The sequence below is a fragment of the bacterium genome (assembly GCA_035419245.1).
In the GTDB taxonomy this organism is placed as follows: domain Bacteria; phylum Zhuqueibacterota; class Zhuqueibacteria; order Residuimicrobiales; family Residuimicrobiaceae; genus JAKPUX01.
This window is the reverse complement of record DAOLSP010000002.1, coordinates 287,225-301,653: the sequence shown is the minus strand read 5'-3', so window position 1 is coordinate 301,653 and position 14,429 is coordinate 287,225. Positions and strand designations below refer to the sequence as shown.

Below are 14,429 nucleotides of genomic sequence, written 5' to 3'. Positions count from 1 at the left end.
GCCTCTCCGTGACCCCTGTGCCACAGTGAGAAATGTTTCCGTCACTAATTACTGGATCTAACCCCGGAGGCACCATGAAACTCTATTATGAACAAGACGCCGATCTCAGCCTGTTGAAAGAATCCACCGTGGCCGTGCTCGGCTATGGCAGCCAGGGCCATGCCCACGCCCTTAATCTTCGCGACAGCGGCGTCCAGGTGGTCGTCGGCTTGCACGCCGGCAGCCGCTCGCGCGCTGCAGCCGAGAAAGAAGGCCTGCCGGTACGCTCTGTCCAGGAGGCCTGCAGTGCCGCTGATGTGATCATGGTGCTGTTGCCCGACCAGACCCAACCGCAGGTCTATGCCGAGTCGATCGCTGCCGCCCTCACGCCGGGCAAGGTGCTGGCATTCGCCCACGGCTTCAACATTCATTACGGCCAGATCCTACCGCCTGCCGATGTGGACGTGATCATGATCGCCCCCAAGTCGCCGGGGCACCTGGTGCGGCGGGTCTACCAGATAGGCAATGGCGTGCCCTGCCTCATCGCCGTCCATCAGGATGCCTCGGGACGGGCGCGCGAAAAGGCTTTGGCCTATGCCAAAGGGATCGGCGGCACCCGCGCCGGCGTGCTCGAGACCAGCTTCCGCGAGGAGACCGAGACCGATCTCTTTGGCGAGCAGGCCGTCCTCTGCGGCGGTGTAACCGAACTGATCCAGGCCGGCTTCCAGACCCTGGTCGCCGCTGGTTACGAGCCCGAGATCGCCTATTTCGAATGTCTGCATGAGCTCAAGCTGATCGTCGATTTAATCAACGAGGGCGGCCTTTCGCGCATGTATTATTCGGTCAGCGACACTGCGGAATATGGCGGACTGACGCGCGGGCCGCGGGTCATCGGCGCCGAAAGCCGTAAGGCCATGGCCGAGATTCTGCATGAAATCCAGACCGGCCAGTTCGCCACCGAGTGGGTGCTCGAGAACCAGGCCCATGCGCCGCGCTTCAAGGCCCTGCGCCGGCTGATGCAGGGTTCCCCGATCGAACAGGTGGGGGCACAGCTGCGCAGCATGATGAGCTGGCTTACAAAATAACCTCTTGTTGTGAAAGTGCAGCATGCACTCAAGACGTGCATGCTGCAAAGAGAAGGAATAGCCTATGTCGCAAGAGCCCATTTTCGTCTTTGATACCACCCTGCGCGACGGCGAGCAGTCCCCGGGCGCCAGCCTGGGGGTGAACGACAAGCTGACCATTGCCGAGCAGCTGGCGCGACTCAAGGTCGATGTCATCGAGGCCGGTTTCCCGGTCTCCTCACAGGCGCAGTATGAGGGGGTGCGCTTGATCGCCAACCAGGTCAAGGGTCCGGTCATCGCCGCCCTGGCCCGCTGCATCGACAAGGATATCGACGCCGCCGGTGAAGCCCTCAGGGGCGCGCAGCGGCCGCGCATCCACACCTTCGTGGCCACCTCGAAGATTCACCTCGAAAAGAAATTCCGTAAAAATGAGCAAGAGATCCTCGAGATGGCAGTGGCCGGAGTGCGCCGCGCCAGACGCTACTGCGAGGAAGTCGAATTCTCGCCCGAGGACTCGTCGCGGACCGGGATCGAATTCCTGCTGCGCATCGTCGAGGCGGCCATTGCCGCCGGGGCGACGGTGATCAATATCCCCGATACCGTCGGTTTTGCCATGCCTGACCAATTCGGCGCGCTCATCCGCACGGTGCGCGAAAAGGTCCCCAACATGCACCAAGCGGTCCTGAGCGTCCACTGCCACAACGACCTCGGGCTGGCGGTGGCCAATACCCTGGCGGCCGTGCAAAACGGCGCCGGCCAGGTGGAGGTAACCGTCAACGGGGTCGGCGAGCGCGCCGGCAACGCTTCGCTCGAGGAGGTGGTGATGGCGCTCAAGACCCGGACCGATTTTTACGGCCGGAGCACCCGCATCGAAACCCGGGAGATCCTGCGCACCAGCAAGTTAGTATCGTCGTTGATGGGCATCCCGGTCCAGCCTAACAAGGCGATCGTGGGCGCCAATGCCTTCGCCCACGAATCGGGCATTCATCAGGATGCGGTGATCAAGGATGCCGCTACCTACGAGATTATGACCCCGCAGGAGATCGGTCTCGGTTCCAACGCCATCGTCCTGGGACGCCACTCCGGCCGCCATGGTCTGAAAGCCCGGCTCGAGGAACTCGGTTACACCTTGCAGCCGGTGGAACTGGATTCGGTTTATCAACGGTTTCTCGAGATCGCCGACCGCAAGAAAGAGGTGTTTGACGACGACCTCCTCGCCCTGATGAGCGCCGAGACGGCTGAGACCCCGGAAACCTGGAAGCTGGACTATTTCCATATTCTTTCGGGGAACACAACCGTACCGACGGCGACGGTGGGATTGAGCCGCGGAGGTGAGCGGGTGCAGGAAGCTGCGGTCGGCGATGGTCCGGTCGACGCCGCCTATAATGCCCTCAACCGCATCGTCCGCCTGCCAGTAACCTTGCAGGAGTACAGCCTGCGGGGCGTGACCGGCGGGACCGAAGCGGTCGGCGAGGTCATTGTGCGCGTGCGCCACGCCGGCGTGGCCTGGCTGGGTCGCGGCGCCTCCACCGATGTCATTGAGGCCTCGATCCGGGCCTATCTGCACGCCCTCAACCGCATTCTGGCCGCCGGGCCGGACACGCCGATGAACAAGGAATAATAGAGGAGAGACTTCATGTCCATTCGCATTGCGCTTCTGCCGGGCGACGGGATCGGCCCGGAGGTCGTCCGGGAAGCCGCGGCCTTGCTCCAGGTGATCGGCGAGCAGAGCGGCCTCGTCATCGAGTTCAGGGAAGCTCTGATCGGCGGCGCCGCCCTCGAGGCCACCGGCGAACCGTTGCCGGCGGCGACGCTGGCGCTCTGCCAGGAGAGCGACGCGGTGCTCCTGGGGGCGATCGGCCATCCGAAATGGGACACCCTGCCGCCGGAGAAGCGCCCCGAACGTGGTCTGCTCGGGCTGCGCGGCGGCCTGGGTCTTTATGCCAACCTTCGGCCGGCGCGCATTTTTTCCAGTCTCGCCGGAGCCTCGAGCCTCAAGGCCGAGGTGGTCAGTAACATTGATATTCTGATCGTCCGCGAACTCACCGGCGGGCTCTATTTTGGCCAGCCGCGAGCGATCGAGGCAGAAAGAGCCTACAATACCATGATCTATCATCGTCATGAAGTCGAGCGCATCGCGCGGGTGGCCTTTGATGCCGCCCGGCGCCGCCGCGGCCGGGTGACCTCGGTCGACAAGGCCAATGTCCTCGAGGTCTCGCAGTTCTGGCGAAAAGTGGTCCTCGAGGTGGCGCAAGGGTACCCCGATGTCCACCTCGATCACCTCTATGTCGACAACTGCGCCATGCAGCTGGTCCGCAATCCCGGACAGTTCGACGTCATCCTCACCGAAAATCTTTTCGGCGATATTCTCAGCGATGAGGCCGCAATGCTCACCGGCTCGCTCGGCATGCTCCCCTCCGCCAGCCTCGGTAGTGGCACCGCCCTATACGAACCGGTGCATGGCTCGGCGCCCGACATAGCCGGCCAGGGGATCGCCAATCCCATCGCAACGATGGCTTCGGTGGGGATGATGCTGCGCCACAGCCTGAACTTGCCGAAGGAAGCCGATGCGCTGGATCGTGCCATCAGCCGGGTGCTGAAGGACGGCGCGCGCACCCGTGATATCGCCACCACGGGTGAGCCATGGATCACCACGGCGGAGATGGGAGATAAAATCCGCGCTGCCTACACCGAGAGTTGAAGGAGTATCAAATGGATAACCGGCTCATCATCTATGACACGACCCTGCGCGACGGCGGCCAGGGCGAGGGCATCGCATTTTCAGCCGATGACAAAATAAAAATCGCACAGCGGTTGGATGCCTTCGGCGCGGATTATGTCGAGGGCGGCTGGCCGGGCTCCAATCCCAAGGACCTCGAGTTCTTCCGCCGCGCTGCTGTGCTTCCCTGGAAGAACGCCCGCATCGCCGCCTTTGGCAGCACCCGCAAGGTCGATCTGTCCGCGGAGGAGGATCCCAACCTCCGCGCCTTGCTCGAGGCCGGCACCCCGGTGACCACTCTTTTCGGTAAATCCTGGGACCTCCACGTCATCGCAGGGCTGCGCACGACCCTCGAAGAGAACCTCCATCTCATCCGCAGCTCGGTCGCTTTCCTCCACGACCATGGCAAGGAGGTCGTCTACGACGCCGAGCATTTTTTTGACGGCTATCGGGCCGATCCGGCGTATGCCCTGGAGACCCTAGCGGCTGCGCGGGAGGCGGGCGCCGCGTGCCTTGTCCTGTGCGATACCAATGGAGGCACCCTTACTCTGCCGCTGGTGGAGATCATCCGGACGGTGATGCACCGCTTTCCCGACATCCCGCTCGGCCTGCACGCCCACAACGACAGCGATACCGCCGTCGCCAACAGCCTGGCGGCGCTGGCTATGGGCGTCCATCATATCCAGGGCACCATCAATGGTTATGGTGAGCGCTGCGGTAATGCCAACCTCTGCTCGATCATCGCCGGAGCCGCCCTCAAGCTCAAGGTTCCGCTCGCCCCGGCGGTCTCCCTCGAGGAACTCACCCCTCTCTCCCGCTACGTCAGCGAGGTAACCAACCTCCCCCATCGCGAGGAGAGCCCCTACGTCGGCCGCAGCGCCTTTGCCCACAAGGGGGGGATCCACGTCAGCGCCATCCAGCGCGATCACCGCACCTATGAACACATCGAGCCGGAGCGCGTCGGCAACCATCGCCGCGTGCTGGTCTCAGACCAGAGCGGGCAAAGCAACATTCTCTATAAAGCGGGGGAGATGGGGGTAGACCTCTGCAGCGACCGTGCGGAGATTCGCAAGCTGGTGGAACAACTCAAGAGAATGGAGCATCTCGGCTATCAGTACGAGGGGGCGGACGGCTCGCTCGAGGTGCTGTTCAAAAAGGCTTCGGGCCAGTACAGCCCCTATTTTTCCCTCGAAAGTGCCCGGGTGATCGTCGATAAAAGCGAGAACGGCTCTCTTTACGCCGAGGCCATCCTCAGGATCAAAGTCCGCGACCAGGTTGAACATACCGCCGCCGAAGGGCACGGTCCGGTGGATGCCCTGGACAAAGCCCTGCGCAAGGCGCTCCTCCCCTTCTATCCTGATCTCGGCAAGGTCAAGCTGGCGGACTATAAGGTGCGCGTCCTCAACAGCGACCAGGCGACGGCTGCGAGCGTGCGGGTATTTATTGAATCGACCGACGGCACCACGAGCTGGGGAACCGTTGGGGTCTCGGAGAACATCATCGAGGCAAGCTGGCAGGCGCTGGCAGATGGCATCGACTATTATCTGTTGCGCAACCAGCCCTGATCCGCTACCGTACGGCTGCACAGGAGGCTATCGGCCTTGTGGTGCAGGGCCGCAACGGGCAATGGATGGCAAAACGCGCGATCCGCTTTCGTTCTCTCAGGAGACGGTGGTGCCGAAGAGGGCACCGACCGCCCAGGTCAGCGCCATGGCCAGGGCGCCCCAGAAGGTGACGCGCAAGGCACCGATGCCGGCTTTGGCGCCGCCGGTCTTTGCCGCCAGCCCGCCGAGGAAGCCGAGGCAGAGCAAGGAGGCGATCACGACCGTCAACGCCAGTGCGGGTTCAGGAGCCAGGAGCGCGACCGCGAGCGGCAATCCGGCGCCGACGGCAAAGGTGCCCGCGGAGGCGAAGGCCGCCTGCACCGGCCGGGCGTTATGGATCTCGGAGAGACCGAGTTCATCACGGGCATGGGCGCCGAGGGCGTCGTGCGCCATCAGTTGGCCGGCGACCTGAGCTGCCAGATCGGCATCAAGTCCGCGCGCCATATAGATTCCCTTGAGCTCCTCCACCTCGCTCTCCCATTGTGCAGCCAGTTCGCCGCGTTCGCGCATCAGGTCCGCCTGCTCGGTGTCGGCCTGCGAGCTCACCGAAACATACTCTCCCGCAGCCATCGACATAGCCCCGGCCACCAGTCCGGCGATGCCGGCGACAGCAACCTCAGCGCGGCCTCCGCCTGCCGCAGCAACGCCAAGGATCAGACTGGCCGTTGAGACGATACCGTCATTGGCACCCAGGACGGCCGCGCGCAACCAGCCGATCCGTTCCGAACGATGCAGTTCATCATGACGCATGCATTAACATCCTTCCAGTAAATATCCAGTGCTCTCGAATAGTTTTCCCCGTATGATTTTTGTTGGTTAATATCGTAAAACAGAGTATCTTTTCCTTGCAAAAAATGCACGTTCAGCTTGAGAATCGAGAGCAACCATGAAAAAGATCATGCTCCTCGGCGCCGGGATGGTGGGAAAGGCGATGGCGATCGATCTCTGCCGCGACTTTGAGGTCACCGCAGTCGACATGGAGCCTGCAGCCCTGCAACCCCTGCAGGATGGATATCCCATCCGCACCCTCACAGCCGATCTTTCCCAGCCGCAAACCGTCACCGGGCTTGCCGCTGGTCAGGATCTGATCCTGGGAGCGGTGCCCGGATTCATGGGATACCGGACCCTAGAGGCGGTCCTCACCGCCGGCGTAAACTGCGTCGACATTTCTTTCTTCCCCGAAGACCCCTTCGGCCTCGATGCGCTGGCCCAAGCCAGGGGCGTCACCGCGGTGGTGGACTGCGGCGTAGCTCCCGGTATGAGCAACCTGATCCTCGGATACCATCAGCGCGCCATGTCCATCGACCGCTTCGAGTGCCTTGTGGGCGGGCTGCCGTTGAAGCGCGACTGGCCCTTCGAATACAAGGCGCCCTTCTCCCCTCTCGACGTCATCGAGGAGTACCTCCGGCCGGCCCGTCTAATCGAAAACGGCCGGATCGTCACGCGGCCGGCCCTCTCCGAACCGGAGCTGGTCAACCTGGCCCCGGTCGGCACCCTCGAAGCCTTCAACACCGACGGTCTGCGCACCCTGCTCAACATGACGGGCATTCCCGACATGAAAGAAAAGACCCTGCGCTACCCCGGCCACTGCCAGCTGATGAAGATCCTGCGCGATACCGGCTTTTTATCTGACGAACCGATCTCGTGCAACGGCGCCCGGATTTCGCCGCGTGAATTGACGAGCTCTATTCTTCTGCCCCAATGGAAGCTGGGTGAGGCGGAGAAAGAGTTCACCATCATGCGCATCATCTTGGAGGGACGAGCAGCCGACGGACCGCGCAAGCATCTGTATCATCTCTATGACGTCTACGACGAAGAGACCCGCACCTCCTCGATGGCGCGAACGACCGGCTACACCGCCACTGCGGCGGCGCGCCTGGTGCTCGCGGGCCGTTTCGCCCGCAAAGGGATTTGCCCGCCGGAGTATCTCGGCGCCGAGGCGGGCTGTTTCGAAGCGATCATGGCCGATCTGGCGGCACGACGCGTCATCTACACCCACGAGGAGCGATAAGCCCGGCCTGAAGCCTTCCGCTCCAGCCCTGTTCCACAATATCAACCGCTGACAGAGACGATCCTGCGAGGAACGACCCTGACCCTGCGAACCTGCCTTCTGGCCCTACCAGCCCTTGTACTACCCTGCCTTTTGCATGCCGCCACACCCGGCAGCGTAACGACCGCCGCGTATCGCTAGGCGGATACCACCGGCGCCAAAAGCGGGAGGCGGCGCCGCGGGATGCGGGCACAACGGCTGCTGATCCAGGGCGCTTCCTTTCAGATCCGGCTGGATGATGGCACCAGCGGCTGGGTGCACGAGAGCCGCATCGGGCCCGCGATTACAGAGGAGGTCTGTGCCGATCGCTCCCTTTTCCTGCTCCCCGATACCGTGAAACGGCTCACCGACTCTCCAGGCAAGATCCGCATCGCCAAGGGGGAAAAGGTAATCCAGTTGATCCGAACCACCCGGTGGGGCAAAATCAGGACCAGCCAGGGAGATGAGGGGTGGGTCTGGCAGGCCTTTTTTTTGCAGCATGGTGACTGTGTGCCGGCGGCAGCAAACCACATCCGCTTCAGTTGCGCAGAACCGTCAAAGGTGAGGTGAGCGATGGGCAGGTTGCACTACGGGGGATCAGGACTTTTCTCCGTCCTTGTTTTTTTTGTTCTTGGAAGGCGCGACCGCCAGAAAGAATCCGCCGGCGATCAGGCAGATGAGCCCAAAGCCGAATCCTCCCGGATAGAAATTCATCAGCGGCCCGGTCGAGGTGAGATTATGGTAATTGACGGCACAGAATCCCGCTCCAACCACAAGGAGGGCTACACCAATGAGCTTGGCAAACCATGCACTGGCGGTGAGAAAGATTCCGGAAATCCACCATATATCCTTTTCCACTGGCTTTTGAGTATAGGCCTGATAACAGATATAAACGCCAATCAGAAACAGAAACGTACGCACAACGGCTTTGGTCGTGTCTTTCATCCGGGTCCCCTCTGCTGTAGACATTCTGAGTAACGGGCGAAGTCAGCGTTGTACGGATGGATCAGCCGGCATCTGGCCGGTGGTTCTGAAAAGCAAGCCACTCCTCTCTCAAAATGCCATAATAGTCCAGATCTTCAAACCGGCCGCGGCGCTTCAGGTGCTGGCGCAGACATCCCTCCCATTTCATCCCGTTCTTGGCCATCGCCCTCCCGGAAGCGGGATTGCGCTTGAAATGACAAGCGAAAATTCGCTGCAACTGAAGCTGTGTAAATCCAAAAGTGATGACCGCAGCCGCCGCCTCGGTACAATAGCCCCGGCCCCAAAAGGGCACGCCAATCCAATAACCCATCTCCGCACGCTCGTTCTCGGTATCGATTTGATGCAGACCGATCGCACCACCCAGGAGGTTTTCCTCCCGGATGATGATCGCAAAAACGACCTCTCTGCCCTCTGCGAATCGGCTCGAGTAACTCTGGATCCAATGCTCGGCGGCTCCGTCCGGGTAGGGATGCGGAATATTAGCAGTGGTGTCAGCGATGGCGAAATCCCCGGCCAGACGCTGTACCTCCGATGCATCGGAAAGCTGAAAAGGACGGAGCATAACTCGTTCGGCTTGCAGGATGGGATGCCCGGTCACGCAGTGGCCTTTCTATTTGCTGGAGTGGCGTTCAGTTCGGAACTTCATGACGCGATGAGGCCAAATCCGCCTGCAGCTTGTCCATAAGCTGCATCATCACATGCTGTTTTTCCTTGAGCATGGCCTTGAATTCGGCTTTCCAGGTGTGGTGAATCTCCGTATGCATCTCCTTGAGATGGCTCTCCAGGATCTCACGCAGCAGATCCCGTTCCGCGTCGGTCAGCTGTACGCTATGCATGATCGCCTCCCTTGACAGGGTTGCCCAAATGGTGGTTGCGAAAAAGAAAAAAAACATCTATCTTCAATATACATAGCCCGGACTAAGAGGGCAAGGACTTTTTACGACCGGCCGCGGACATGGTCTGAAATGAAAAAAGCTCTCCTGCAATTTCTTCTCGGCATGGGGCCGCTCGCCGGGCTATACGCCCATCCGGGCCTGCCGTTCGAAGGCCAGGCCTCCCTCTGGACCGATTACCGCCGGTCAGAGGGGAGTGTGCTCGAAACAGGGTGCCGCTATATCCCCCAGGTCCATCTCCAGCGCACGTGTGGCAGCCGCCTGGTCGATCTCGAAGCGTCAGCCAACCTCCGCTTGTTACTGCACCGGCCGTCCGGCAGGCCGGTTGCGTGCAGCGGCAATCTGCAAGCCTATCGTCTCTGGGTGCGTTATTCCACGCCGCAGATGGAAATCCGGTTGGGATTGCAAAAGATCAACTTCGGCTCCGCGGTACTGATCCGCCCGCTGATGTGGTTCGATCAGGTCGATCCACGCGATCCCTTGCAGCTGACCGCGGGCGTCTGGGCACTGCTCGGGCGCTATTACGCCCTCAATAACGCCAACTTATGGTTCTGGCTGCTCCGGCCCTCTGAGGACTTCAAGAGATGGGAAATGTATAAATCACGCCGCGGTCATCCTGAAACAGGCGGCCGGTTGCAGTTCCCGGTCCCGAAAGGCGAGATCGGCCTGACCACCCACTTTCGCAGCGCGGAAACTCATTTGCCGGGCGCGCCCGATGCCATATCTTTCCCGGAAAGCCGAATCGGCCTCGATGGAAGATGGGACTGGATGGCGGGATTCTGGTTTGAGGGGGTCTGGATCCATCAGCGCCGCGGCCCGGATTTATCGAGCGGCCAAACCCTGCTGACCCTCGGAGCCGATTATACCTTCGGGATTGGCAGCGGCCTGAATGCGGTACTGGAGAACCTCTGGTACGGCACGGCCTCGACGGCTCCCGGCTTGAGCGGCGCCAGAACCATGCTTGCCCTCTCCCTCGCCTACTCGCTGGGCGCCAGCTCACAACTTACCGCTATCCTGTATGTCGACCGGGAGCAGAATGCGGTCTACCGCTTCCTGCAATGGCGGAGCGAGCCTGGGAATCTTGCCCTCCATCTGATCGTTTTCTCGAATCCGCATACTCCGGCCCTGAGCGGCCGGCCCGAAGGCAACGCCTCTGCATATGGAGGCCAAGGCGCCCAGATCCTGATCGTCTACACCCACTGAGAGAAGAACGATGCAAAACCATCCCCTGATCGATATCCACCACCTGATCAAGCGTTTCCCCAGCGGCGAGGGTGACTTTACGGCCTTGCGCGGCATCACCCTGGCCTTTGCACCCGGCGAGTTTGCCGGTCTGGTGGGCCCAAGCGGCTCCGGCAAGACCACGCTGCTCAACATCATCGGCAGCCTGGATGGGCCCAGCGAGGGCCGTGTCACAGTGCTGGGGAAGGATATCGCCCGGCTCTCCCCCAAAGCCGCCGCCGAACTGCGCAATCATCACATCGGCTTTATTTTCCAGACCTATAACCTGCTCCCCGTCTTTTCGGTCTTCGACAATGTCGAGTTTCCCCTGTTGCTCCAAAAAATGGACGCTGCCGCACGCCGGAGGGCGGTAACGGCGGCTATGGAGTGGGTGGGCTTGGCCGCAAAAGCCCGCGCGAAACCCGCCCAGCTCTCTGGCGGTGAATGCCAGCGCGTCTCCATCGCCCGGGCTATGGTCAAGCGGCCGGAATTGGTTCTCGCTGACGAGCCCTCCGCCAATCTGGATGCGGCCAATTCACATCATATCCTGCAGACGATGCAGACATTGAACCGTGAACTCGGCACTACGTTTCTCTTTGCAACCCACGACGAAAAGGTGATGCACTATCTCGACCGCATCATCCACCTCAACGATGGTGCCGTGGCGCGCGACGAAAAAATTATCGGCACCACCGGCACATCAGACGGTCTTGGGGAGGAGGAAGGTGATGCTCGCCATTAAACTGGCCTTTAAAAACCTCCTCGGAGCCGGTCTGCGCACCTGGCTGACTGCCGCGGTCCTCTCCATCGCCTTCGTTGTTATGGTCTTTTACAACGGTCTGCTCGACGGCTGGAATTTGCAGGCACGCAAGGACACTCAGGCTTGGGAGATCGGAGGCGGCCAATATTGGCATCCGCGCTATGACCGCTTCGATCCCTTCTCCCTCGAGGAGGCCCATGCCCCCCTTTCGCCACAGATACAGCAGCGTGCCGCGGCTGGAACGCTCACTCCGGTGCTCATCACTCAAGCGGTCGCCTTCCCCGGCGGACGCATGGTTAATTTGCAGCTCAAGGGCATCGCCGCTGGCCAGAAGATCCTCGCACTGCCGACCGCTTGCTTCCTCAGCGATTCCGCCGAAATCCCAGCCCTGGTTGGCCGGCGCATGGCCGCTGCACTGAAAGTGCAGCCCGGAGACGGCCTGCTCGTACGCTGGCGCGACCGAAACGGGGTTTTCGATGCCCGCGAGCTCACCATTGTACAAATCTTTTCCGCCAATGTCCCCAGTATTGACAACAGTCAAATCTGGGTGCCGCTGGACCGGTTGCAGTCCCTGACCGGGCTGGCGGACGAGGCCACCCTGCTGATCGCTTCCAGCAGCCAGAATGCCCCCCCCTTGGCCGGCTGGGTATGGAAACCGCCCGACCTTCTGCTCAAGGAGTACGAGGAGGTGATCCAGGCCAAAAAAGCCGGCTCGAGCATCCTTTACGGCTTGCTGCTGGCCATCGCCCTCCTGGCCATTTTCGACACTCAGGTTCTGGCGATCTTCCGGCGTCAGCGCGAAATCGGCACCTTCATGGCCCTGGGGATGACGCGCGGCCAGATCATCCGCCTCTTCACCATCGAGGGGAGCGCCCACAGCCTACTCGCCCTGTTCCTAGCCACCCTGTATGGGCTGCCGCTGCTGCGCTGGCTGGGTCACCACGGCATCTCGATGCCTGAAGTCGCCGACGCCACGGGCATGACCATCTCCGCCACCCTGATCCCAGTCTACAGCTTTGGCCTGCTCGCCTCCTCCATTGCTCTCGTCGTCCTGTCGGCCGCGATTGTCAGTTATCTGCCCGCCCGCCGGATCACCCGGATGAAGCCGACGGACGCATTGAAAGGAAAAGCCTTGTGATCCGTTTTCTCCTCAAGGGCATCCTTCAGGACCGACACCGCAGCCTGTTGCCCCTGATCGTCATCAGCATCGGTGTCGCGTTAACCGTTCTGGGACATGCCTGGGTCACCGGCGTGATGGGGGAGTCAATCGATATGAGCGCCCATTTCAGCACCGGCCACCTCAAGGTGATGACGCGCGCCTATGCCAGCGAGCAGGCACAGTTGCCCATCGATCTCGCCCTCACCGGCGCCGGCGCGCTGCTCGATACTCTGCGGCAGGAGATGCCGGGCGTCGACTGGGCTCCGCGCATCCGCTTCAGCGGCCTGATCGATTTTCCGGACTCCGCCGGAGCCACCCGCGCCCAGGGACCGGCAATGGGCTATGCCATCGATCTGCTCCATCCCGGCTCACTAGAGCCGGCACGCTTCAACTTGCCCGCCGCTCTGCTCAGCGGACGAATGCCCGTCCGCTCCGATGAAGCCTTGTTGACTCACGATTTTGCGGTGAAATTCGGCATCCAGCCCGGTGACCGCTTCACCTTCTTCGGCAGCACCATGGAGGGCAGCATGGCCTTTCACAACTTCACTGTCGCCGGTACCGTACGCTTCGGCACCGAGGCGCTCGACCACGGGGCGTTCATCATCGACCTGGCGGCCGGCCGTCAGACCCTGGGCATGCAGGATGCGGCCGGCGAAATCCTCGGTTTCTTTCATGACGGCGACTACACCCAGCATCGCGCGGACGCCCTGGCGAAAACCTTCAACATCCGGCATTCGGTGGCAACGGATGATTTTTCACCGCTGATGATCACCATGCGCGAGCAGGAGGGCATGGCCCGGCTTCTCGATTACACCCGCCTCGTCGCCTTGATCCTCATCATCCTGTTCGTGACGGCCATGTCGGTGGTGCTCTGGAACACCGGCCTCATCGGCGGTTTGCGTCGCTATGGCGAATTCGGCGTGCGCCTTGCGCTCGGTGAGGACAAAAACCATCTCTATCAAACCTTGATCGCCGAGGCGCTGCTCATCGGGCTCCTGGGCTCGGTATCCGGTACCTTCATCGGTCTCGGCCTGGCCTGGTATCTGCAGAAGGTGGGACTCGACATCGGCTACGCGGTCAAGACCTCAACCTTGATGATGCCCTCCGTCGTGCGCACAAGGATCACGACGGTCGACTTTTGGATCGGCTTCATCCCCGGTCTGCTATCAATGACACTGGGCAATGCGCTCTCCGGTCTGGGCATCTATCGACGCAGCACAGCACAGCTGTTCACGGAGCTGGATACATGAAAAACCTGTCCCTCCCAGTCACCCTTCTGCTACTCGCTGCACCGGGCCTACGCGCCGAGGAGGCCGGGGCGATCCTCGCCCGGGTCGACCGGAACCTCTCCGCCCGCACCCGGGTGGTCGAGTCCACCATGACCATCCATGGGCGCCGCGGCAGCCGGACCCTCACTGCAAAAAGCTATGCGGAGGGCACCCGCAAGGCTTTTACCGAATATCTCTCGCCAGCCGCGGATGAGGGGACCAAAATGCTCAAACTCTCCGGTCAAATGTGGATCTACTCGCCTGCCAGCGACCGCATCCTGATAATCTCCGGGCACCTCCTGCGGCAATCGGTGATGGGCAGCGACCTCTCTTATGAGGATTTAATGGATGACCGCAAACTGGAGGAGATCTATACGGGGCGGGTCACAGGCGAGGAAGAGATCGCCGGCCGTCCAGCCTGGGTACTGGAACTCACCGCCAAGGTGACGGATGCGGCCTATCCTCGGCAGAAGCTCTGGATCGACAGGGAACGGGATGTTCCGCTGCGGCAGGAATTATACGCCAAGAGCGGCAAGCAGCTCAAAGAGGTTACCTTCACAGAGGTGCAGCGGGTGGCAGGACGATGGTATCCGATGAAAATGCTGTACAAGGATCTATTCAAGCAGGGACAGGGGACGGAAGTGATCATCCACAAGATCGCTTTCGATCAGGTCATCCCCGACTGGATTTTTAGCAAGGCGGCGTTGAAGCGCTGATACTCCGGTTCAATATTCGAAAGACGAAGCCGC

The 14,429-nt window shown here is 61.3% G+C and carries 15 protein-coding genes; 11 read left to right on the top strand and 4 right to left on the bottom strand.

Annotation, left to right across the window (positions count from 1 at the left end; translation table 11 throughout):
- The first annotated feature begins 74 nt into the window (after positions 1-74).
- The 4 genes from ilvC to cimA all read left to right on the top strand — a co-directional run bounded on the left by ilvC (position 75) and on the right by cimA (position 5,327).
- Entirely contained in the window at positions 75-1,064 is a 990-nt protein-coding gene (gene ilvC, locus PLH32_05115; protein ID HQJ63975.1) for a ketol-acid reductoisomerase, read from the top strand.
- 64 nt (positions 1,065-1,128) lie between these two features.
- The gene (locus PLH32_05110) at positions 1,129-2,664 is read left to right on the top strand and encodes a 2-isopropylmalate synthase (protein ID HQJ63974.1); all 1,536 of its coding nucleotides are present in this window, start codon (positions 1,129-1,131) and stop codon (positions 2,662-2,664) included.
- Positions 2,665-2,679: 15 nt separating this feature from the next.
- Positions 2,680-3,744, top strand: a complete 1,065-nt coding sequence (gene leuB / locus PLH32_05105) for a 3-isopropylmalate dehydrogenase (GenBank protein ID HQJ63973.1) — start codon at positions 2,680-2,682, stop codon at positions 3,742-3,744.
- Positions 3,745-3,755: 11 nt separating this feature from the next.
- Positions 3,756-5,327 (top strand): citramalate synthase, encoded by a 1,572-nt coding sequence (gene cimA, locus PLH32_05100; GenBank protein ID HQJ63972.1) that lies wholly within the window; start codon positions 3,756-3,758, stop codon positions 5,325-5,327.
- 96 nt (positions 5,328-5,423) lie between these two features.
- On the opposite strand, the gene PLH32_05095 is transcribed toward cimA, so the two are convergent.
- Positions 5,424-6,116 (bottom strand): VIT family protein, encoded by a 693-nt coding sequence (locus PLH32_05095; protein HQJ63971.1) that lies wholly within the window; start codon positions 6,114-6,116, stop codon positions 5,424-5,426.
- Between the two features lie 136 nt (positions 6,117-6,252).
- Between PLH32_05095 and PLH32_05090 the strand changes: the two genes are divergently transcribed.
- Together PLH32_05090 and PLH32_05085 are read left to right on the top strand one after the other, a co-directional pair.
- Positions 6,253-7,377 carry a saccharopine dehydrogenase C-terminal domain-containing protein gene (locus PLH32_05090; GenBank protein ID HQJ63970.1) on the top strand — a complete coding sequence of 375 codons (1,125 nt, stop codon included), beginning with the start codon at positions 6,253-6,255 and terminating at the stop codon, positions 7,375-7,377.
- Positions 7,378-7,599: 222 nt separating this feature from the next.
- Positions 7,600-7,965 carry a hypothetical protein gene (locus PLH32_05085; protein ID HQJ63969.1) on the top strand — a complete coding sequence of 122 codons (366 nt, stop codon included), beginning with the start codon at positions 7,600-7,602 and terminating at the stop codon, positions 7,963-7,965.
- Between the two features lie 27 nt (positions 7,966-7,992).
- Here the strand turns inward: PLH32_05085 and PLH32_05080 are convergent, their stop codons facing one another.
- The 3 genes from PLH32_05080 to PLH32_05070 form a co-directional block, all read right to left on the bottom strand.
- Complete coding sequence (locus PLH32_05080) at positions 7,993-8,340, bottom strand: hypothetical protein (GenBank protein ID HQJ63968.1); 348 nt, start codon at positions 8,338-8,340, stop codon at positions 7,993-7,995.
- Between the two features lie 61 nt (positions 8,341-8,401).
- Positions 8,402-8,941, bottom strand: coding sequence for a GNAT family N-acetyltransferase (locus PLH32_05075; protein ID HQJ63967.1), 540 nt, complete (start codon positions 8,939-8,941; stop codon positions 8,402-8,404).
- A gap of 67 nt (positions 8,942-9,008) precedes the next feature.
- Positions 9,009-9,215 (bottom strand): hypothetical protein, encoded by a 207-nt coding sequence (locus PLH32_05070; protein ID HQJ63966.1) that lies wholly within the window; start codon positions 9,213-9,215, stop codon positions 9,009-9,011.
- Between the two features lie 129 nt (positions 9,216-9,344).
- Between PLH32_05070 and PLH32_05065 the strand changes: the two genes are divergently transcribed.
- The 5 genes from PLH32_05065 to PLH32_05045 are packed head-to-tail and all read left to right on the top strand — an operon-like array spanning position 9,345 to position 14,396.
- Positions 9,345-10,475: a hypothetical protein gene (locus PLH32_05065; protein ID HQJ63965.1), complete on the top strand. Its 1,131-nt coding sequence runs from the start codon at positions 9,345-9,347 to the stop codon at positions 10,473-10,475.
- 10 nt (positions 10,476-10,485) lie between these two features.
- Complete coding sequence (locus PLH32_05060; GenBank protein ID HQJ63964.1) at positions 10,486-11,235, top strand: ABC transporter ATP-binding protein; 750 nt, start codon at positions 10,486-10,488, stop codon at positions 11,233-11,235.
- Positions 11,222-12,391 carry an FtsX-like permease family protein gene (locus PLH32_05055; GenBank protein ID HQJ63963.1) on the top strand — a complete coding sequence of 390 codons (1,170 nt, stop codon included), beginning with the start codon at positions 11,222-11,224 and terminating at the stop codon, positions 12,389-12,391. The genes PLH32_05060 and PLH32_05055 overlap by 14 nt, the downstream gene beginning before the upstream one ends.
- Entirely contained in the window at positions 12,388-13,662 is a 1,275-nt protein-coding gene (locus PLH32_05050; GenBank protein ID HQJ63962.1) for an ABC transporter permease, read from the top strand. The genes PLH32_05055 and PLH32_05050 overlap by 4 nt, the downstream gene beginning before the upstream one ends.
- On the top strand, positions 13,659-14,396 hold the full coding sequence (locus PLH32_05045) for an outer membrane lipoprotein-sorting protein (protein HQJ63961.1): 738 nt from the start codon (positions 13,659-13,661) through the stop codon (positions 14,394-14,396). The genes PLH32_05050 and PLH32_05045 overlap by 4 nt, the downstream gene beginning before the upstream one ends.
- Positions 14,397-14,429 lie beyond the last annotated feature (33 nt).